Origin of the sequence: Campylobacter novaezeelandiae, from assembly GCF_004323845.1 — a bacterium.
GTDB classification, from domain to species: domain Bacteria; phylum Campylobacterota; class Campylobacteria; order Campylobacterales; family Campylobacteraceae; genus Campylobacter_D; species Campylobacter_D novaezeelandiae.
The window spans coordinates 45,738-66,160 of the sequence record NZ_QPGR01000003.1 but is presented as its reverse complement, the minus strand read 5'-3'; the positions used below and the strand labels follow the sequence as shown (position 1 = coordinate 66,160).

20 protein-coding genes and 1 pseudogene are annotated in these 20,423 nt (G+C 27.6%); 4 read left to right on the top strand and 17 right to left on the bottom strand.

The annotated features are described in order from the left end of the window. From nifJ to rplM, 3 genes are all read right to left on the bottom strand, one after another. The gene (gene nifJ / locus DU473_RS02500; RefSeq protein ID WP_131186473.1) at window positions 1-3,558 is read right to left on the bottom strand and encodes a pyruvate:ferredoxin (flavodoxin) oxidoreductase; all 3,558 of its coding nucleotides are present in this window, start codon (window positions 3,556-3,558) and stop codon (window positions 1-3) included. Between the two features lie 235 nt (window positions 3,559-3,793). Beyond that, window positions 3,794-4,183, bottom strand: a complete 390-nt coding sequence (gene rpsI, locus DU473_RS02495) for a 30S ribosomal protein S9 (RefSeq protein ID WP_131163122.1) — start codon at window positions 4,181-4,183, stop codon at window positions 3,794-3,796. A gap of 1 nt (window position 4,184) precedes the next feature. After that, window positions 4,185-4,610, bottom strand: coding sequence for a 50S ribosomal protein L13 (gene rplM, locus DU473_RS02490; protein WP_131163121.1), 426 nt, complete (start codon window positions 4,608-4,610; stop codon window positions 4,185-4,187). A 177-nt stretch (window positions 4,611-4,787) separates the two neighbouring features. On the opposite strand from rplM, the pseudogene DU473_RS02485 reads away from it, so the two are divergent. The 4 genes and pseudogenes from DU473_RS02485 (at window position 4,788) to DU473_RS08545 (ending at window position 6,428) form a co-directional block, all read left to right on the top strand. Then, a pseudogene (locus DU473_RS02485) lies at window positions 4,788-5,597 on the top strand (J domain-containing protein). After that, a complete protein-coding gene (locus tag DU473_RS08590) occupies window positions 5,597-6,004 on the top strand; it encodes a zinc-ribbon domain-containing protein (protein ID WP_262867658.1) in 408 nt (135 codons plus the stop codon). The pseudogene DU473_RS02485 and the gene DU473_RS08590 overlap by 1 nt, the downstream one beginning before the upstream one ends. Continuing rightward, window positions 5,967-6,302: a WG repeat-containing protein gene (locus tag DU473_RS08585; RefSeq protein WP_262867657.1), complete on the top strand. Its 336-nt coding sequence runs from the start codon at window positions 5,967-5,969 to the stop codon at window positions 6,300-6,302. Before DU473_RS08590 ends, DU473_RS08585 begins: the two co-directional genes overlap by 38 nt. 21 nt (window positions 6,303-6,323) lie before the next feature. After that, on the top strand, window positions 6,324-6,428 hold the full coding sequence (locus tag DU473_RS08545) for a WG repeat-containing protein (RefSeq protein WP_131186496.1): 105 nt from the start codon (window positions 6,324-6,326) through the stop codon (window positions 6,426-6,428). Window positions 6,429-6,518: 90 nt separating this feature from the next. Here the strand turns inward: DU473_RS08545 and DU473_RS02470 are convergent, their stop codons facing one another. The 14 genes from DU473_RS02470 to DU473_RS02410 form a co-directional block, all read right to left on the bottom strand. Then, window positions 6,519-8,198, bottom strand: coding sequence for an NERD domain-containing protein (locus tag DU473_RS02470; RefSeq protein ID WP_131186472.1), 1,680 nt, complete (start codon window positions 8,196-8,198; stop codon window positions 6,519-6,521). A 9-nt stretch (window positions 8,199-8,207) separates the two neighbouring features. Beyond that, a complete protein-coding gene (locus DU473_RS02465) occupies window positions 8,208-10,949 on the bottom strand; it encodes a RecB-like helicase (protein ID WP_131186471.1) in 2,742 nt (913 codons plus the stop codon). After that, the gene (locus DU473_RS02460; RefSeq protein ID WP_131186470.1) at window positions 10,946-13,327 is read right to left on the bottom strand and encodes a PD-(D/E)XK nuclease family protein; all 2,382 of its coding nucleotides are present in this window, start codon (window positions 13,325-13,327) and stop codon (window positions 10,946-10,948) included. Before DU473_RS02460 ends, DU473_RS02465 begins: the two co-directional genes overlap by 4 nt. Next, the gene (locus DU473_RS02455; RefSeq protein ID WP_131186469.1) at window positions 13,324-13,836 is read right to left on the bottom strand and encodes a FixH family protein; all 513 of its coding nucleotides are present in this window, start codon (window positions 13,834-13,836) and stop codon (window positions 13,324-13,326) included. The genes DU473_RS02460 and DU473_RS02455 overlap by 4 nt, the downstream gene beginning before the upstream one ends. Next, window positions 13,829-14,419, bottom strand: coding sequence for a hypothetical protein (locus tag DU473_RS02450; RefSeq protein WP_131186468.1), 591 nt, complete (start codon window positions 14,417-14,419; stop codon window positions 13,829-13,831). Before DU473_RS02450 ends, DU473_RS02455 begins: the two co-directional genes overlap by 8 nt. After that, a complete protein-coding gene (locus DU473_RS08400) occupies window positions 14,416-14,517 on the bottom strand; it encodes a hypothetical protein (protein ID WP_234193988.1) in 102 nt (33 codons plus the stop codon). Before DU473_RS08400 ends, DU473_RS02450 begins: the two co-directional genes overlap by 4 nt. After that, window positions 14,510-14,731 carry a DUF4006 family protein gene (locus DU473_RS02445; RefSeq protein WP_131186467.1) on the bottom strand — a complete coding sequence of 74 codons (222 nt, stop codon included), beginning with the start codon at window positions 14,729-14,731 and terminating at the stop codon, window positions 14,510-14,512. The genes DU473_RS08400 and DU473_RS02445 overlap by 8 nt, the downstream gene beginning before the upstream one ends. After that, a complete protein-coding gene (locus DU473_RS02440) occupies window positions 14,731-15,597 on the bottom strand; it encodes a c-type cytochrome (protein WP_131163114.1) in 867 nt (288 codons plus the stop codon). Before DU473_RS02440 ends, DU473_RS02445 begins: the two co-directional genes overlap by 1 nt. After that, complete coding sequence (locus tag DU473_RS02435) at window positions 15,597-15,860, bottom strand: cytochrome c oxidase, cbb3-type, CcoQ subunit (protein ID WP_131163113.1); 264 nt, start codon at window positions 15,858-15,860, stop codon at window positions 15,597-15,599. Before DU473_RS02435 ends, DU473_RS02440 begins: the two co-directional genes overlap by 1 nt. Window positions 15,861-15,864: 4 nt before the next feature. Beyond that, window positions 15,865-16,530 (bottom strand): cytochrome-c oxidase, cbb3-type subunit II, encoded by a 666-nt coding sequence (ccoO, locus tag DU473_RS02430; RefSeq protein WP_131163112.1) that lies wholly within the window; start codon window positions 16,528-16,530, stop codon window positions 15,865-15,867. Window positions 16,531-16,539: 9 nt separating this feature from the next. Next, on the bottom strand, window positions 16,540-18,006 hold the full coding sequence (gene ccoN, locus DU473_RS02425) for a cytochrome-c oxidase, cbb3-type subunit I (protein WP_131163111.1): 1,467 nt from the start codon (window positions 18,004-18,006) through the stop codon (window positions 16,540-16,542). 94 nt (window positions 18,007-18,100) lie between these two features. Then, window positions 18,101-18,757, bottom strand: a complete 657-nt coding sequence (locus tag DU473_RS02420) for a sulfite exporter TauE/SafE family protein (RefSeq protein ID WP_131186466.1) — start codon at window positions 18,755-18,757, stop codon at window positions 18,101-18,103. Next, window positions 18,754-19,872 (bottom strand): glutamine-hydrolyzing carbamoyl-phosphate synthase small subunit, encoded by a 1,119-nt coding sequence (carA, locus tag DU473_RS02415; RefSeq protein ID WP_131186465.1) that lies wholly within the window; start codon window positions 19,870-19,872, stop codon window positions 18,754-18,756. Before carA ends, DU473_RS02420 begins: the two co-directional genes overlap by 4 nt. Then, on the bottom strand, window positions 19,872-20,423 hold the full coding sequence (locus DU473_RS02410) for a DUF507 family protein (RefSeq protein ID WP_131186464.1): 552 nt from the start codon (window positions 20,421-20,423) through the stop codon (window positions 19,872-19,874). The genes carA and DU473_RS02410 overlap by 1 nt, the downstream gene beginning before the upstream one ends.

Here is a 20,423-nt window from a genome sequence, read left to right as displayed (position 1 = left end):
TTACTCTTTTTCATTGCTAAAATCAGACATTGCAATACGTTTTAATTGTCTATATCTTCTTTGTGCGTCTTTTTTATTACGTTCAAATAGCTCTTTAGCATGATCAGGATTAGCTTTTTTAAGAGAATTGTAACGTACTTCATTCATTAAAAATTGCTCATATAAATCCCAATCTGGTTCTTTACTTGCTATATTTAAAGGATTTTTACCTTCTTCTTCTAAACGTGGATCAAAAGTGTAAATAGGCCAATATCCACATTTTGTAGCAAGTTCGCCTTGTTCTCCTGAATAACCAAGACCACCTTTAATACCATGAGCTATACAAGGAGAATAACAAATAACTAAAGAAGGTCCATCATAAGCCTCAGCAGCTATTAATGCTTTAATCAGATGGTTATAATTTGCATTTGAATTTACTTGAGCAACAAAAATATAACCATAAGTCATAGCAATTTGCCCTAAATCTTTTTTCTGTATAGGTTTTCCTGCTGCTGCAAATTGTGCTACCGCTCCTGTTCTTGAAGCTTTAGAACTTTGACCTCCTGTATTTGAATACACTTCAGTATCTAAAACCAAAACATTAACATTTTCTCCACTTGCTAAAACATGATCAAGCCCACCATAACCTATATCATAAGCCCAACCATCTCCACCAAAAATCCATTGAGATTTTTTTCCTAAAAACTGCTTAAGTTCTAAAATATCTTTTACAGCTTTAATATCTTGATTTTGCTCCAAAATTGGAATTAATTTATTTCTGGTTTCAAAAGAAAGAATGCTATCATTTTTATTTGCTATCCATTCTTTAAAAAGAGCTGATAAAGAATTTGGGACATTTTGCATATTTTCATTCATAATATGTTCAATTCTATTGCGTGTATTTTCTGTTGCAATCTTCATTCCAAGACCAAATTCCGCATTGTCTTCAAATAAAGAATTTCCCCAAGCTGGACCATGGCCATTTTTAACACTTTTTCTATAAGGAGTAGAAGGAGCTGAACCTCCATAAATAGAGCTACAACCTGTTGCATTAGCTATAATCATTCTTTCGCCAAATAATCTTGTAATTAAAGTGATATATGGAGTTTCTCCACATCCTGGACAAGCTCCATGGAATTCAAATAATGGTTGAGAAAATTGAGCTCCTTTGGTGCTTTCTTTATTTAAAATATTATCTTTATAAACAATTTCTTTAAAAAGATAATCAGCATTTTCTTGCTCTCCAAAATCTATTTCCTCTTGAAGTGGAACCATAACTAAAGATTTCTCTTTGGTAGGGCACTCATGAACGCAAAGCTCACAACCTGTACAATCAAGAGGTGAAACTTGAATTTTAAAGCTAAGTTTTTCACCCTTTGTTCCTTTAGCTTCTAAAGCATGCTCTTTTACTCCTCTTGGAGCTTTACTCATCTCATCATCATTAATTAAAAATGGACGAATTACTGCATGAGGACAAACAGAAGCACATTGATTACACTGGATACAATTTGCTTCTATCCATCTAGGAACCATTACACCGACGCCTCTTTTTTCATACTCTGTGGTTCCATGCTCAAAACTTCCATCTTCATAACCTAAAAATGCTGAAACAGGTAAATCATCGCCCTTAGCAGCATTCATAGGTTTAACGATTTTTTCTACAAATTCTGTTCCTTTATAAGCGCTAACTCCTTCTTTCTCGGAAATATCTAGATTCTTCCAAGAAGGATCTATGTCTATTTTTACAAGACCATCGGCTCCAACGTCAATGGCTTTATAGTTCATTTCTACAATAGCATCACCTTTTTTGTTATAAGATTTATAAGCAAATTCTTTCATATATTTTTGAGCATCTTCAAAAGGAATGATATTTGCCAATTTAAAAAAGGCAGATTGCATAATAGTATTGGTTCTATTTCCAAGTCCTATATCTCTTGCAAGCTTAGTTGCGTTAATGATATAAAAATTAATTTCTTTTTCTGCTAAAGTTTTTTTAACTTTATTAGGAAGTTGTTTTATAGTCTCTTCAGCATTCCAAATACTATTTAAAAGGAAAGTTCCTCCTTTTCTAATTCCTGCTAAAACATCATAAATTTCTAAATAAGCTGCTACCGAACAAGCTATAAAATGAGGAGTGGAAACAAGATAGGTTGAACGAATTGGTTTTTTAGAAAATCTTAAATGGCTTCTAGTATAACCACCTGATTTTTTAGAATCATAAGCAAAATAAGCCTGAGCATAAAAATCTGTTTTATCTCCTATAATCTTAATAGAATTTTTATTTGCTCCAACGGTTCCATCTGCACCAAGACCATAAAATAAACACTCAATTGTACTTTCATCGCCTAAAGAAATCTTTTCTCCGCAAGGAAGCGATGTATGTGTTACATCATCTACAATACCGATAGTAAAGCCATCTTTTGGTTTATCTTGTTTTAAATTTTCAAATACTGTTATAATTTGTGCAGGATCAACATCTTTTGAAGAAAGTCCATAACGACCCCCTACGATAATTGGACTATGTTCTTTTCCATAGAAAGCAGATTTAACATCCAAATAAAGAGGTTCTCCTAAACTTCCTGGCTCTTTAGTTCTATCAAGTACTGCTATTTTTTTAACAGATTTTGGCATGACATTAAAGAAATATTTTAAACTAAAAGGTCTATAAAGATAAACTTTTAATAAACCTACCTTTTCTCCTTTTAAATTTAAATGATCAACAACCTCTTCAATAGTCTGAGTTGATGAACCCATAGCAATAATAATTCTATCTGGATTTTCATCTCCATAATAAACAAAAGGTTTATATTCTCTACCAGTAATTTTAGTAATTTCTTGCATATATTCATTAACAACATCAGGTAGAGCATCATAAAAACGATTGCTTAATTCTCTAGTTTGAAAATAAACATCATCATTTTGAGCAGTTCCACGTGTTTTAGGATTTTCAGGATTTAAAGCTGCATTTCTAAATTCTAAAAGAGCTTCTCTATCAAGCAAACGATCATAATGTGCATAATCCATAACTTCTATTTTTTGAATCTCATGACTTGTTCTAAAACCATCAAAAAAATGTAAAAATGGAACACGACCTTTAATAGCCGCTAAATGAGCAACACCTGCTAAATCCATTGTTTCTTGAACAGAATGCGAACAAAGCATAGCAAAACCTATTTGCCTTGCAGCGTAAATATCTTGGTGATCGCCAAAAATTGAAAGCGCTTGAGAAGCTAAAGATCTTGCTGCAACATGAATTACACCTGGTAAAAGTTGACCAGCTATTTTATACATATTTGGAATTTTAAGAAGTAAGCCTTGAGAAGCTGTATAAGTTGTTGTTAAAACTCCCATTTGCAAAGATCCATGAACCGATCCAGCAGCTCCGGCTTCGCTTTGCATTTCAACAATTTTAACAGGAACACCGAATAAATTCTTTTTTCCTTGAGATGCCCATATATCTGTATAATCGGCCATAGGAGAACTTGGAGTAATAGGATAAATTCCTGCTACTTCAGTAAATGCATAAGCAGCATAAGCGGCTGCTTCATTGCCATCCATTGTTTTCATTACTTTACTCATTAAGACCTTCCTTAATTTTTATATTTATAGATGAATTTACTATGAATTCTCTTAAAAGGCGTTTAACATAAATTAAAAAATAAATTAAAAAAGCTTTAATAAAGTATGAAATTGGAGATTTAATCTTAAATTATTTAAAAAATATTAATGATATATTAAAGTTCAATTGATATTAAATTTAGGTAATATCAATTGAATATAATTGACGATTTTAAATAATATTTTTCTAAAATTATTAACGTTTAGAAAACTGAGGACTTCTTCTTGCTTTTCTACGTCCGTATTTTTTACGTTCAACACTTCTACTATCTCTAGTAAGTAAGCCTTTTGGCTTAAGCAAGGCTCTGAAATCTGCATCCATAGCCGCTAAAGCTTTTGAAATACCATGCCTTAAAGCCTCAGCTTGAGCGCTATATCCTCCGCCCAAAGTTATAGCACGAATATCCATAGAAGTTTCTTGCTTAGTAACTAATAAAGGTTGAACTACTTTAAGCTTAATTGACTCATGGCCACCAAGCCAAGTGTTTAAATCGATGCCATTTACACTGATTTTCCCGCTTCCTGATTTTAACCAAACCTTTGCAATAGCTGTTTTTCTTTTTCCTGTTGCATAAATTGTTGCCATATTATTTTCCTTCTTTAGCAAGCTGTGCTGTATGTGGATGCTCACTACCCGCATAAATTTTTAATTTTTTAAGCATTGCTCTTCCCAAATTTGTTTTAGGAAGCATACCTCTAACTGCTAATTTATATAATTTTGCAGGATTTTTTGCTAATAGATCGCCAAATTTTTCACTTTTTACACTTCCAAAATATCCTGAATGTCTGTGATAAAGTTTATCTTCTGCTTTATTAGCTCCTGTAAAAACTGCTTTAGAAGCATTAATGATTATAACATAATCTCCACAATCAACATTTGGAGTATAACAAGGTTTATTTTTACCTCTTAATATAGTCGCTACTTCTGTTAAAAGACGACCAAAACGCTTTCCTTCAGCATCTAAAACGATCCATTCACGTTTTACTTCGTTTGGCTTTGTTATCTTCGTCATTATTTTACCTTTGCCAAAAATTTTAAAGTATGATTATATTAAAATAAACTTATAAATAACTTAATTTAAGAATATATAAAGTTTAATAAAAGACTATCGTAAATTTTTAAAATATCATTATTTAAGTAATTTATAGTTAAAATAAATTTTTATTTCATTTAAAAATAAGGTTTTATTTTGTTTTTCTTGAAATTTAAATTACAAGATTTAAATACTTGTAAATTTTGCCTTCAAAGCGTCCTAGAAAAAGATGCAAAATTTTGTATATTTTGTGGAGCTGAGCTAAATCATCCAGCTAAACAAAGATTTAATTATATTTATGATAAAAATCCTGCTATTATGGTAGCATTTTTAGCAAAGATGGCAAAAGTAGATAATAGAATCATCACAAAAGAATTATCTAAATTTATTTCTTCTTTGCTTGATAAAATAGATATATTTTATTCTAAAGATTATAGCGGTTTTAGAAATACTTATGCAAATATTTTTGAACAAGAGAAAAATAAAGGTAGAAGTATCAATGAACTTTGCTCTAATATACGTATTTTAAATACAAAAGAAGCAGATTTTTTGATATGTTTATTACTTGATCTTATATATTTTAACAAAAAAATGAGCGCAAATGAAAACACCTTAATGGAAAATATCATCATAGGGCTTAGATTAAATCTTATAAGTTTTAGAGAAATAAAACTAAGGTATGAACAAATTTATGATTTTAATTAAAAAAATAAACAAGAAAATCATCAAAAACAAGAAAATAAAGAATTTAAAATCACTTTAGAACAAGCTTATGAAATTTTACAATGCCAAATCAATGACGATTTTGAAACTATCAAAAAGAATTATAGAAAATTAGCCAAAGAGTATCATTATGATAGTCTTAATTCTAAAGAAATTCCTCCCAAGCTCTTAAAAATAGCTCAAGAGATGATGAGAAAAATCAACTTAGCCTATGAAATTATAAAACAAGCAAGAGGAATATAATGCTTATATGTAATAAATGTTATAAAGAAAATTTAGATAAAGCTAAATTTTGTAAAGAATGTGGAAGTAGCGATTTATATGATCCACAAGCACAAGAAAAGCTAGAAAAAGAAAGACAAAGACTAGAAGAGTTAAAAAGAATTGAAGAAGAAAGAAAAAGAAAAATCGAAGAAGAGATAAAAATAACTCAAGAAAAAATAAAAAAGAAACTAAAACAAAGAAAAGAATTCATCATAAAGCACAAAGGCAAAATCATAGCTAGTGTAGTGATTTTATTTTTGATAGCTTTAGCAAGTGCGTATCAGTATTTTTATGGGGGAAAATACAGCCGAATTTATATAAGCAAACTTGAAAGCAAATGTCACAACGATGAAGCTAGCTGTAAAATACTTCAAAAATATCTATAAAGAAAAATGCGATGAGGGAGATGGTAAAGCTTGTTTTGCTAACATATTTATGTCTAGACATTCGATAATAATAAAGCTAAATGGAGCATACGGCTTTATAAATAAAAATGGGAAAATTGTCTTAAAACCTAAATTTGATAAAATTGATGGTTTTAGCGAAGGATTAACTCGAATTAAATTAAATGGAAAATGGGGAATTATAGATAAAAACGGGAAGTTCATTATAGAACCTAAATTTGATGATATTAGTTATTTTGAAGAAGGATTAGCTAAAGTTAAATTAAAATGGAGAATATGATTTTATAAATAAAAATGGAGAATTTATGATAGAGCTTATAGTTTCAACAAAGGATTAGCGGAAGTCAATTTAAACGGAGAATGGGTATATATTGACAAAAGAGGCAATATTGCATTCAAAGATTAAATTATTATATTAGGGATTGAAAAACAAAAATATAATACAGCAAAAACTTTTAGAAATTTAAAACAATTAGGAATGGTTGTAAATCAAATGCTACATCCATTCTTTAGAATATTCTAAATATTCTTTATTGCTATTTAATACCACTAAAGCTTCTTTAGCTCTTGTTAATGCAACATAAGTTCTAAAATCATTATAAATACTACTTTTATTTTCACTAATATAAATAATTACTTTATTTTCCATACCTTTAAAACTATTTATGGTGGATATTGTCACAGCATCATTTTCTAATGAGAAATCATCTTTATTATCAAACATATGCTCGATGTTTATATTGTTTTTAACTAAAAAACACATCATATTACACCCTATATTTTTATTGGATACTAAAATACTTATATCTTTTAGTTTATATTTTTCATTTATGAAAAACCTACAATAATATAAAATTTTATTATACAGATCTTTTTCTTCAATATTCTCCCAAATCAACGAATATAAATCTAAAGTATTTTCATTTACAATAATTTCTGAATTTAACAAATCACCAAAGTTCTTATCAGGATGATTTTCTAAATAATCCTTTAAAAATGTTTCAAAAAATAGATTAGTCTTGTGGATTAAACTTGGTAAACGAGTGGATCTTTTCACTTCTTTTAAAACACCCCAAGCACCTTTAAATTTGTATTTATATCCACTCATATTTTTTTCAATCCATGATATATTTCTGTTGTACAAATTTTGTCTATCATCAGCTGCCAGTAAAACTTCACTATTTTCGCCTAAAAAATAAAGCAAAATATCAAACCACTCTTTTTTAAAATCCTGTGCTTCGTCTATTAATATTGCATCGTATTTTCTATTTTTAGAATTTGATTTTTCATTTTGAAGTTTTAAAACCTGCTCTATTAAAGCACATTCATATGAATCAAAATTACCATATTTTCTTACTTCTAATCCATTTTCTTCTACATATAATTTAATAAATTCATGAAAATGATTATATTCTATAAATTTCCAATCAAAATCTTTACATGTTTTATTTATTTGGTCTCTTATATATCTTTTTAATGTTCTATTAAAACAAATAATTAATACTTTTTTGTTAGCTATTGCTATATTTACCGCTTTTTGTGCAACAACCAAAGTTTTTCCACTTCCTGCAACCCCTTTCAATCTTCTCCATGTTTTTGGAGTATGTTCTATAAGTCTTTTTTGCTGTTGTGTTAAATTTATATATTCTCCATTTTCCTTTTTGTGTTTTTTTGGAAGTAAAAAATCTCTTATTTCGTCTGGTGATTTTATAAAGCTATTTGGGTAATTTATTATAAATTTAATTAAGTTATATTTTTTATCACATCCAAAAATTTCTATACCTCTTTCCCCTATAAAGTCAATCACATCTTGAGTGTAGCTATTATAAAAATAATGGACACAAACAACAGGAAGTTGCTTAAAATAATTAAATTGAGTTTTATATCTTCTAAGCTGAGAATTTGGATTAGCTATTTCGGAACGTTTACCATTAATATATTTATAATATTTATTCTTTCCGCTCTCTTTTTCAAATCTTTCTAATTTCCAATCTTTAATCTCGATAATAAATACACCTTTATACTCATGAAAAAGAATAATATCAGGTCTATTTCCGTTTAAATTAGGTTGGACATAAATTTCATAATCTTCTGGTAAATTATCATTTAAATATTTAATTAAGAATTTTTCACCATCAGTAGATTTATTATTTGAATTTACAATAAAACATCTCATACAATATCCCTAAATCTCTATTATCTCCACTTTATCTTTTAAAACATATACCAAAAATGCTTTAGTAGAAGTCTTAGCTAAGATTTTTTCTATAGCTTCTTTATAAAGCAAAACTTGATTTTTATGCTCATTTAAATTTAAACCTGTTTTATAGTCTATAATGATAGCTTCATCATCGCTAAGTGCTAACATATCTAGTTGTTTTTGCTCACCATTATAAGTGATAATTTGCTCTTTTAATAGTGTCTTTTTTGTTAAAAGCTTATTAAAATTTTCATTTTCTAAAAGCATCATAAGCCTTTTAAAAAGATCTTTAAAACTTTCATCATCTAAGAAAAAACGATATTTTTTATATATCATTTGTTTACAAAATTCAAAATTATTTTTTTCATCAAAATCAAAATATTGTAAAAATTCGTGCAAAGCTAAACCAAAATAAATTTGTTTACTTGAAAGGTGGTTTTTTATCTTGATCTCTTGTAAATTCACCTTTTGAAATTTTTCAAATTCTTCAATTTGTTCTAAATTTTTTAATTTTTCTTCTTCTTGAGGTTTATTTTCCAAAACGCCAATTTGCTTTTCTTCATAATCCTTAAAATAACTCTTAAAAGTTTTAAAACTCTCATCATTTTTTATAATAAAAAGAGAATTTTTAGCCCTAGTTAATGCTACATACAAACAATTTATTTCATCTTCTGCTTGAAGTTTTTTTCTTTTCATTAAAAAAGCATTATAGTTTTCATCTTCTAGATATTTTCTCACACTATGTCTATATCTTACTTCCCAACCTTGTTCTAAATCATATTCAAACATTAAAGTTTGAGTATCATTACTATCCTTACTAAGTCTATCAAGCACAATTAAATTTTCAAATTCAAGCCCTTTGGATTTGTGCACTGTCATAATGCTTACTCCATTATCTTGAGCTTGTAAAGATTTTAACTCGCAAGGATAAAATAAAAAATCTATGAAATTATCAAAAGTGCTTGCGTATTCTAAATACGCGATTAAATTTATATCACTTAAATCAAGCTTTAAAATATGGATTAAATAATTTAAAATTTCACTTACACCACGATTTAAATCAAGCTCGGTATATGAAAGGTCTTTTTCTAAAATACTATTTACAAAATACAAACTAAACTCATCTTTAAGCACACAAGCTTTAGCATACTCAAAAAGCACTCTTACACTAATACAATCCATTAAAGCAACACTACTTTGTGTATAAGCTTTGATACTATTTTTTTCAAGAAATTCTTTCATTAAAGTGGCATCTTTATTGATCCATACTAAAATACAAATTTCACTAAGTTTAATTCCTTTTTCTAAAAGTTTTTGAATAATTTTTAAAACTTCTTTTCCACTTGCTTCATGTAAATCAGTTTTTGATGGGATTTGATTTTGTAAAATTTCTACATATCCGCCTTCTTTAATGCTTTTTTGCAAAGTAAAATTAGGCTGATTAAAACTATCAAAAAATTTATCTTTAAAAACTTCATTTACATAATCAACTATAATTTTTTTACTGCGATAATTTGTATCTAAATGTTCTAATTTAATTTGTGGAAAATCTTTTAAAAGCTTGTCAAAAAGCTCCTTTTTCCCTCCTCTAAAACCATATATGCTTTGTTTTTTATCACCCACATAAAAAAAACTTCTATTTTTTTTCACACCCTCGCCTGAGACAAGTTCGGCTATGATAGGTTTTAAAATTTGGTATTGTAAAACATTGGTATCTTGAAATTCATCGATTAATAAATGTGAAATATAGCCATCGAGTCTAAAATAAATTAAATCTTTATTTGCATCATCGCTAATTAACTCATAGCATTTTAAGGCTATATCTGAGAAAGTTAAAGCATTTTGCTTAATATTATCTTCATTTCTTGCCTCTTTAAAGTGTGCTAAAAGTCTAGCAAGGATATTGATACGATAATTTTCCATTTGGATAAAATACTCTTTTGCATTTTGTAAAAATTCGGCTCTTTTTTGTAAAAATTCACTATCTATGATTTTTTCAAAATATTTTTTCTCTAAATCACAAATAATAGGCTTAGCAAAAAAATCTTCTATACTTTCAAAATCAAAATTTTTCTGATAATTTTTATCAGTGCTTAAAGTTTTTGCATAAGATATAAATTTATTAAGACTTTCCTCTAAAGAGGCTTTATTTGGAAAATGAGCATTTTTGATAGTTTTAATCTCGCAAGATTTTTCATATAAACTCTCAATATTTTTCAAAAAATCGCTTTTACTTTTAGTTTGGATTATATAATACGCTAAAGTATTTAACTCTTCTTTATTTAGCTTGTTAATGAAATTTTTATAGCTATCTTGATTTTGTATGATTTCAAAATCACTCATAAGACCTAAATTTAAAGCAAAAGAACGAATAATTTGAGAAAAAAAACTGTCAAAAGTATAAATATTAAGTTTTGATCTTAGAAAATCTTCTTTGTATTTTTCTCTTAAAATTATGAGTTCATCTTTGCTTTTATTTAGCATTTTCATAAGCTCTTTGCACTCTGCTTTATCATCACCATTTTCAAATCTATCAAATTCTAAAAAAGTTTTAAAAACTCTTTCTTTCATCTCGCTTGTAGCTTTATTGGTAAAAGTAAGAGCTAAAATTTCATTAATTTTAGCACCCATCAAAACTAAGGCCACAAAACGCACACTTAAGGCAAAAGTTTTTCCACTTCCTGCACTAGCCTCTAAAGCTAAAAAAGGCTCAAATTTAGAACTCAAAGTTTAAACTCCTTTTTATAAAGCATAACATAAGGACTATAAGTATTGTCATTTTTTTGATTATAAAATTCTTTTTCTAGTGGCTCTTTGGCAAGCTCATTAAACAAATCTTCAAGCTCTTGTACACTTTTGCTTTTGGCATTCTCATTTATAATCTTAATATCTTTTAGATCGTAAAAACAAGCTTTTATATTTTCTAATGGATATTTACCCTCCAATAAAAACTTATAAAAAGCAAGTTGATAGGATTTATCATCTACTTTGCCGCTTTTATAATCTATAATCATTTTTTCTTTATCATTACAATCTATCCTATCTAAACGACCATAAGTATTAATCTTTACTCCATCATCTGTAATAAATTCTCTTGATAAAGGAAGCTCACATTTTTCCACCATATAACCTTGCTTAAAGTGTTCATTTTCAAGCATTTGAAATTCTTTAAATATAGCTTCAATGAGAGCAAAACTTAATGCATCTATGTTATATTGTTTTGCGTTCTTGATTATTTGCATAAAAACTTCATAATTAAAATGATTGTTTGAAACTTCAGTATAATAAATTTCTAAAGCTTTATGGATAAAACTTCCAAATTCATTTGCTTTAAGTGTATCATTTAAATTTTTTGGTTCTTTTAAACGTAAAACATACTTATAATAATAATCCAAACCATAATTAATCAAAAGATGAAGTCTTGAAAAAGATAAAATTTCTTTAAAATAATCATGCTTTGCTTTTATATGTGTAATAGGCTCAAGATTGAAAGAGCATTTATAGGTTTGAAAATATTTCAAATAAGCATTATTGCTATAAATTTTATCTTCATGTAAAGCAAATTCAAGCTCGTTTAAAAATCTTGATTTGATTTTTTCCTCATTTTCCACAAAAGAAATGCCTACTAATTTTGCCTTAGCTATTAGTGTATAATAATAATGTCTTTGTAAATTTTCTCTTTGAGTGTGCGTTATAAGTCCTGCTTTTTTGCGAATTTCATTATTTAAAAATAATTCGCTTGAAACTCTTTTTGGGATAAAATCATCATTAAAATCAACTATGATCACCCCATCAAAACTAAGACCTCTGCTCTCCAAAAGACCCATAACAGTGACTTCTCCGCCTCCCACACTGCTCAATTTTATATTATCTATTTGCATAAAAAATAATTCTAAAATCTGTGAAAAATCTAGCTTATGGGTTTTAATAAGTTCTTTAATAAAAATAAGCTCTTGTGTAATATAGTCTTTTAGTTCATTTTCACTATCTTCTAATAATTGATGTATAAGACTTTCAAAAAACTCAAAAGAAACATTTTCATTAAATTTTTTTTTAAATTCTTGAAAATCTATACTAGAAAAAAAATGCAAATTACACAAACGCTTATTTAAATTCTGCTCATTATAAAAATCATCATTTCTCTCATATTCAAACTCATCATCTTTAGCACCCTCATAAAGAGCTCTTAATTTATGATAAAAATGTGTGTTTTTAATACTCTTTCCACTTGCAAAATTTAAAACATTGTCCCTATCATACAATCTTAAAATATCCACAAACTTTTCATCAGGTGTAATCACCACAATATCTTTTGCACTAATACCTGCTTTTAAAAAAGTATTAATTTTTTCAAATACAAAGGCAGCTTGTAGAGATCTTAGATTAAAACTTTTATAACTAATTTTACTTTCTTTTAGAAAAAAATATTCTTTTAAAATTTGATTTTGGTTTAAATCATATAAATAAGAATAATTTTCTTTAAAATCAAATCCTTGCAAAAAACTAAGAGAATTTAAAAAATCTTTATTAAACTTAGTGCAATTAAATTGCACTTTAATAGGAATTAGTTTTTTAGTCTCTAATAAAAGTTCAACCTCAAAAGCATTTAAAAATCCTTGAAAATCAAAAATAATTTCATTATAGTTTTTTAAAAAATCAACATTAATTTTATAATCTAGTGGCAATGAAATTTCATCATATAAATTATGCTCTTTTAACAAAGTTAAATAATTTTTAAAAAGTTCTTCTAAAATTTGCAAATGCTCATCATATTGAGCATAAGCGTCATGAAATTTTAGTTCATTAATATCTTTTTTTTCTAAACTTAATTCTTTAAAAAAGCTAAACAAATAAGCATTATTTTTTAAAAATGCAAAAAAATTACTTGGTATTTTTAAACTCTGTTCCAAATTTTTAGTTTGCTCACAAGCTTTTTGCATCAAAAGCAAACACTCATAACGTGTAGCTTCAAAATACTCAGAAAATACTAACTTTTGTATAAATTCAGCTATACTCATAGCTGGATTCACTAAAGTATTTTCTTGTAATTTTTCCTCATAATATTTTCTTAAAGCTCTTAAAGAGCTAAATACAAAAAGTTTCATTGTTTAGTTTTCAAAAAGAATTTAAAAAAACCTATACTATTTTCATTTTGAGTAATTTTTAAAAGTAATTGCCAATTACCTTTTTCTTTAACATTAAAATCAAAAACTAATTCATTAGCATCTAGCTTTACTTGTAATTTTTCATCATTTTTATTTGTATGTGGACGTGAAAGTAAAGCTTCAATTTGAAGTTTATTTAAATCATAATTTTTTAAATTTTCAATAAAAATTCTAAATTCATTTTGCCCTTCATTAATATAATAAACCAATTTTCTTTTATATATAAAACTTTCTTTATCTTTAATATGTAATTTAAAATTTTCATCAAAGTGCTTTTGATTGTTTTGAATTTTATTATAGTTTGATTCTACGTTTTGATAGGTATCAAAATAAAAATTATCCTCATACACAGGATAATCACTTGCTATAACGATCGTAGTAATACAAGCTATAACAATAGCTAATATAGAAAGCAAAATTCCATAAGGCCAAAAAGTCTTTTTAACCATTTCTCTTCCTCTTCATTTTTCTTTGCACAAAATAGAGTAATGAAAAACAAATAAATCCATAAATTAAAATTCTTAAAATATTTATAGTATCACGATTTGCATTGCCTATAGAATTCTCAAGCTCTAGATTAAAATACTTTGCAATTTTATCACAGATATCAGCATATCCATTTAAAACAGCAGCATTAAAAACATCTTTTCCCTTACTAGAAGTAAGAATAGGAAGTATAGTGCCCGTGCCAGAATAAGGACTTAAAACTTTATTTTTATCAAAAAAAAGCAAAGAATCTTTAGTCCCTATAATATCAACTTTATGAGAAATCTTTGATAATATTAATAAAACATTAGGTTTAATAAGTTGTTCTTGAAGCTTAAATAAATCCTCAAAAGGAGTTTGATCCGCTATAGCAACACCTACAAAAATACCCGTTTTATCGTAAAGTTCTTTTCCTATAAGGTTTATTTCTTTAATCACTTTATCATTTAAAACATTTTCATTTAAAACAATTGCATTAAAAGCAAAAATTTTATAAGGAAAAAAAAATAAAAAGGCAAAAAAAATGCCTTTTAAGACAGTTCTCATCCTATATTTAAATGATTAATACTCAAAACAGACCAAGCTGTAATAGCTGCTGTAACCAAAAGACCAATAACTACTAAATATTCTAAAACCTTATTCATTATTTTCCTTTATCATTTTAAAATCCTCAACCTTAGAGCCTAGCATTTTAATTTCTTGTGTATTTTTTAAAGTGTATGGTTTTTGCATAACTTCTTGTTGTGCTTTAATGCCCCATATAGTAAGAGCAACCAAAATGACAATTAAAAGCAAGGTTGCAATTAGCAAACCAGTTACTCCAGACAGTGAAAATACAGATCTTTTAATATTTTCCATTATTCACTCCTTGAAAGAGAAATTACATATTCACCAACAGCTTGTTTTTGAATACTATTTAAAGTTGGAAATGAAGGCATAGAACCAATAAAACCTTTTTTTCCTCTATTTAACACATCTACAACAAAAGAAGCTGAACCATATTTTGTTAAATCAGGAAAAATCCCATCTTGTCCTTTTCCATCTTCTCCATGACAGGCTGCACAACTTGCATAAGCTTCTTTGCCCTTTGCAACCAAATCCTCATTATTGGTTTTTTTAATAGCAGAAAGCTCTTTAGCAACATAAGCAGCAATTGCTTTTATATCATCATCTTCTATACCTAAATCAGAAGCCGCTGGCATTTCCCCACCTGCAAAATTCATCCCTTTAGATCCAGTTTTTATTACTTCAACTATCCCTTCTTCTGAACCCCAGATATTTAAATTTTGAGCTTTTCCATTTATTCCATCTGCAGTTATTCCATGGCAAGCTGAACATTGCACTAAAAATATATTTTCTCCCATAGTAATTCTATCTTGTTCGCTTAAATTTTTAAATTTTTCTTCAAATTTGGCATTGTGTAAAGCTACTTCTTCATTATATTCTCCTATCCTTGAATACGAATTTAAAGGATAGCCCCATAAAAAATACCATATAGCCCAAACAATAGTTAAAACATAAACTACTAACCATCCTATAGGAATATTATTCTTATATTCTTTTATATCATCCCAACTATGCTCACTTAATTCTAAATCTTCTTTCTTTTTCTCTTTAATTTGTTTAAAAATTCTATTTACTACTATTAGAGTAATTAAAATAATTAAAACTGCGCCTATTAAAGATAAAAGATTGACATTATCTTCTAAATTTAACCATTGCATTAAGCACTCCTTTTACTTTCTAAAACGCTATCGTTAATATCATCATTCAAAGCAAGTTTTGCATATTTCTCATAATTTCTTTCACCCATCTTTTCTCTTTTATAAAGATGAAAATAATACGCATACAAAACAATAGCTAAAAAAACAACAAATACAAAAAAACCATATCCTTGAAAAATCTGCCATTCATCTTTAGAAATAGCAGATAAATCAAAAACGATAAGATTTTTAAAAACATCAAATATTATTATTAAATCTTTCATATCTTTACTTTAAACTATTTAAATAAGCAATTAAAGCTACAATTTCTTTTATTTCTCCTCTGGCAAAAGCATCTTTTACTTCTTGATCTTTCATCTCATCTACTATACTCTTAGCCTCAAGCTTAACTTCTTCTTGTGCTTCTTCCCAAGTTCCAAGTTTAGTTTGACCCTCTTTATCATAAGGAACATTAAAAACTTTTTTAACAGTTAAAGCTTCTGCATAAGCAGTTTCTATATCTGCATTATTAACAAACATATGTTTATAAGAAGGCATAATAGATCCAGGAACTACAGAAGTTGGATCTAACATATGATTTTCGTGCCAGTCTGTAGTTCTATAATTCCCTACACGTGCAAGATCTGGTCCTGTTCTTTTTGAACCCCAAAGAAAAGGTCTATCATAAGCAAATTCACCACTTAAAGAATACATTCCATAGCGATCTGTTTCAGATTTAAAAGGACGGATAAGCTGTGAATGGCATGCATTGCAACTTTCTTTAATATAAACTGATCTTCCTGCAAGTTGTAAAACAGTATAAGGTTTTTTACCCTCGATCGGTCTTGCACTTTCTGCAAAATTTGGCAAAACTTCAACTATCCCAGCATAAGCAATTACAATAAAAACCGCTACAGCAAAAAAGAATGGATTTTTTTCTAACCAACTAAACATTTTTTCTCCTTATATTGCCATAGGTGAAGCATTTTTAGGCTCTTTATTAAGCACTTTTCCACAAGTAATAGATTTATAAATATTATAAACAAATATGAAAAATCCTACCAAATATAATAATCCTCCAATAGCTCTAATCCAATAATAAGGAATAATAGCCTCAACAGTATCTATAAAAGCATAAAGAAGATTTCCATACTCATCAGTAGCTCTCCACATCATCCCTTGTGTAATACCTGCTATCCACATTGAACTAAAATAAAGCACAATTCCTATTGTTTGTATCCAAAACTGAGCTTCCATCAAAGATTTGCTATAAAGTTCTCTTTTAAAAATTCTAGGAGTCATATGATAAAGTGCTGCCATAGTCATAAAACCAACCCAACCTAATGTTCCATCATGAACGTGACCTGGAATCCAATCAGTAAAATGAGCTAAAGCATTTACAGATTTTATAGAAAGAATAGGACCTTCAAGAGTTGAAAACATATAAAAAGTTGAAGCAAGAATCATAAATTTAATCAATGGACTTTCTCTTAATTGTTCCCATTCACCTTTCATAGTAAGCAATATATTAATTGCTGATCCCCAAGAAGGTAATATAAGTATAATAGAAAAAATAGAACCCATAGTTTGCATCCAATCAGGAACAGTAGAATAAAGCAAATGATGGCCTCCAGCCCAAAGATAAACAAACATTAAACCCCAAAATGCAAATAAAGAAAGCTTATAAGAAAAAATAGGTTGTCCGCTCTCTTTTGGTAAAAAATAATAAATTTGAGCAATAATTCCTACAGTAAAAACAAAAGCAACCGCATTATGTCCATACCACCATTGAACCAAAGCATCATTTGTTCCAGCATACATAGAGACACTATGCCACCATTTTCCCATACCAGAAACAAAGTATGTAGGAACAGCCATATTGTTAAAAAGATAAAGCATTGCTATACCTAAAAAGGTTGCAATATAATACCAAAGGGATATATAAAGAGTTTTTTCTCTACGAATTCCAATAAGACCAAAGATGCTAACACCCCATAAAACCCAAACCAAAACAACCATAATATCAAGAGGCCATTCAAGTTCAGCATATTCTTTAGAAGTTGTAACGCCAGCAAACAAAGAAATAATAGCAATAAGCATAGTTATGACATAAAGCCAAAAATGTAATTTACCTATAGTCATTAAAAAACGAGATTCTGCCATACTAACCTTAAGAACACGTTGTCCTATATAATACCAAGTTGCCCAAATACCTGAAAGCATAAAACCAAAAATAACTCCAGAAGTATGCAAAGGTCTTAATCTCGAAAATGTAGCATACTCTCCTGCTAAATAATTTAAATCAGGATATGCCATTTGAAAAGCTATTAGAGTTCCTATAGCCATACCGACTATCCCAAAGATTATGGTAGTAAACATAAAATATTTAGCAACCGTATAATCGTAATTTAACATATTACCTGGGTGCATCAATTCTCCTTAGAATTTTTATAGTTAATTATTATAAAACAATAACAATAGATTTTTTCTTAAAAAATTCAAATAGTTAATGATTTGTTACAAATTAGAAATTTTTAAAACCTATAAAAGATAAATATAATCCATAAAATATAATGGCAAAATAAGCAATATAATTAAAAATATTTCTAAACAAATCACTTAAAAATTTAGCCATTAGCGAAAAAAGAAATAAAGCAGGTAAGGTAGAAAGACCAAAAATAAACATAATCAAAGCACTTTCTAAAATATTTTGCCTACTCATAGCTGAAGCTATAAAAAAATATACCAAACCACAAGGTATAAAACCGTTAAAAAAACCTAAAAATATGGCTGATTTCACACCTTTATAAGTTTTAGCTTTCTGAAATATTTTTATAATAAATTTTTCGTAAAAAATATGATTTTCAATCAAAAATAAAATTTTACCTCTAAATATTAAGGCAAAACCTAAAAAAATCATTAATAAGCCTATAATAAAAAAAAACAGATTTTGAATTGTAGTATCAATGAGAAAAAAATTTCCAATTAGACTAAATAAAACACCCAAAAAAATATAAGTCAAAATTCTAAAAAAATGAAAAATTATTTGTAGAATAAATAAATTCTTTGCTTCTTTATTTAAATTTAAAAAAAGCAAAACAAAACCTCCGCACATTGAATAACAATGTCCAAAGCTTGATAAAAAGGCAATGCTTATAAAGACTAAAAGATCTAAGTTCACATTAAATTCATAAATTCTTTAAAAATATATTTACTCTCATGAGGTCCTGATGAACTTTCTGGATGATGTTGAACTGAGATAATGGGATAATCTTTATATCTAACACCTTCTACATTATCTCCAAACAAATTTCTATGCGTAATAATAGCTACTTCGCAAAGTTCTTCTGGAACATTATAATTATGGTTTTGAGCAGTAATCTCTATTTTTTTATTTTCTAAATTTAACACAGGATGATTAGCCCCATGTTGACCAAATTTCATTTTATAAGTTTCATAACCAAAAGCATTGCTTAAAAGTTGATGTCCTAAGCAAATTCCAAGTATTGGAATTTTGGCTTTTACAAGTTTTTTAATTTCTAGTATCTCATCTTTCAAAATTTTTGGTTCACCTGGGCCATTAGAGAGAAATACTCCATGGATTTTTTTTTGTTCATATAAAGCAATTAGATCTTTAGCTTTAGTATTATAAGGGAAAACATCTACCTCAAAACCTACTTCAACAAGTTCATTAAGAATATTTTTTTTCACGCCATAATCAATAACAGCAAGTTTTTTAGAATTTTTTTGCGAAGGATTAAATTTTTTAGTATTGTGATTCCAAGCGCCATTTTTATGAGAATATATTTTTTTAGTACTTACATTTTTTACAAAATTAATTTGATCAAATTTAGCACTTAAATTTAGTTTCTCTTTTAATTCTTCTTTATTAGAAATTTCGGTTGAAATAATAGCTCTTAAATTTCCATTATCTCTTATCATTTTAACTAAAAATCTTGTATCTATATCGTAAATGCCAATTTTATTATGTTTTTTAAGATAGGTCTGTAAACTTTCTTTGGCTCTAAAATTAGAAAAATAATTATTTAATTCTCTAATAACTATTCCACTAGCAAAAATTTCTTCGCTTTCATTATCATCATCATTTGTCCCTACTATACCAATTTCTGGCATAGAAAAAACGATAAATTGTCCTGCATATGAAGGATCTGAAATAATCTCTTGATATCCTGTTAAAGAAGTATTAAAAACAAGCTCTCCTAAAAAAGTTCCACTAGCTCCAAAAGCCTTAGCATTCAAAAAAATACCATTTTCTAAATACACATAAGCCTTCATTAAAACATTCCCTTTTTTCTAAGCTCTTCTTGATAAAGTTTTTCAAAGATAAGTTCATATTCTTCACTTCCTGGTATAGGTTTGGTTTTATAATTACTTATTTTTTCATAAACCTCATCTTCAATCTCTTCATAAATTTTTAAATATCCTTCTATGCTTGAAAAAATCAAATTTTTTACTCTATTTTCCGAAACAAGAAAATTTATATAATCATTATCAATCAATTCACTTAAAATCTCATGAGCCAAATTATTATGTCTATCTTCTGAATTTAAAATCACTTTAAATTCATTTGCCAGTCTTTTTTTAATAAGCCAAAACATATTTTTACGATCTATTTGCATAAATTCTATTTCTTCTTCTTGCTCTTCTAAAATTTTTTTCACTCTCTCATCTAATTTTCTTTCATTTAATACATCATTTTCTAAAACATTTTTTATACATAAATTAATTTTTTCTAATTGATCTTTAACTTCAATAAAAGAACAATGCATAATATCTAATGTTATTTTATTAGCGATATAAGGAATATGTGGTAGTTTTATACGCAT

Coding starts and splice junctions, on each gene's coding strand:
- nifJ (WP_131186473.1), bottom strand. CDS start 3,558: ATGAGTAAAGTAATGAAAACAATGGATGGCAATGAAGCAGCCGCTTAT.
- rpsI (WP_131163122.1), bottom strand. CDS start 4,183: ATGGCAACAATTTATGCAACAGGAAAAAGAAAAACAGCTATTGCAAAG.
- rplM (WP_131163121.1), bottom strand. CDS start 4,610: ATGACGAAGATAACAAAGCCAAACGAAGTAAAACGTGAATGGATCGTT.
- DU473_RS08590 (WP_262867658.1), top strand. CDS start 5,597: ATGCTTATATGTAATAAATGTTATAAAGAAAATTTAGATAAAGCTAAA.
- DU473_RS08585 (WP_262867657.1), top strand. CDS start 5,967: ATGAAGCTAGCTGTAAAATACTTCAAAAATATCTATAAAGAAAAATGC.
- DU473_RS02470 (WP_131186472.1), bottom strand. CDS start 8,198: ATGAGATGTTTTATTGTAAATTCAAATAATAAATCTACTGATGGTGAA.
- DU473_RS02460 (WP_131186470.1), bottom strand. CDS start 13,327: ATGAAACTTTTTGTATTTAGCTCTTTAAGAGCTTTAAGAAAATATTAT.
- DU473_RS02455 (WP_131186469.1), bottom strand. CDS start 13,836: ATGGTTAAAAAGACTTTTTGGCCTTATGGAATTTTGCTTTCTATATTA.
- DU473_RS02450 (WP_131186468.1), bottom strand. CDS start 14,419: ATGAGAACTGTCTTAAAAGGCATTTTTTTTGCCTTTTTATTTTTTTTT.
- DU473_RS08400 (WP_234193988.1), bottom strand. CDS start 14,517: ATGAATAAGGTTTTAGAATATTTAGTAGTTATTGGTCTTTTGGTTACA.
- DU473_RS02445 (WP_131186467.1), bottom strand. CDS start 14,731: ATGGAAAATATTAAAAGATCTGTATTTTCACTGTCTGGAGTAACTGGT.
- DU473_RS02440 (WP_131163114.1), bottom strand. CDS start 15,597: ATGCAATGGTTAAATTTAGAAGATAATGTCAATCTTTTATCTTTAATA.
- DU473_RS02435 (WP_131163113.1), bottom strand. CDS start 15,860: ATGAAAGATTTAATAATAATATTTGATGTTTTTAAAAATCTTATCGTT.
- ccoO (WP_131163112.1), bottom strand. CDS start 16,530: ATGTTTAGTTGGTTAGAAAAAAATCCATTCTTTTTTGCTGTAGCGGTT.
- ccoN (WP_131163111.1), bottom strand. CDS start 18,006: ATGCACCCAGGTAATATGTTAAATTACGATTATACGGTTGCTAAATAT.
- carA (WP_131186465.1), bottom strand. CDS start 19,872: ATGAAGGCTTATGTGTATTTAGAAAATGGTATTTTTTTGAATGCTAAG.
- DU473_RS02410 (WP_131186464.1), bottom strand. CDS start 20,423: ATGCGTATAAAACTACCACATATTCCTTATATCGCTAATAAAATAACA.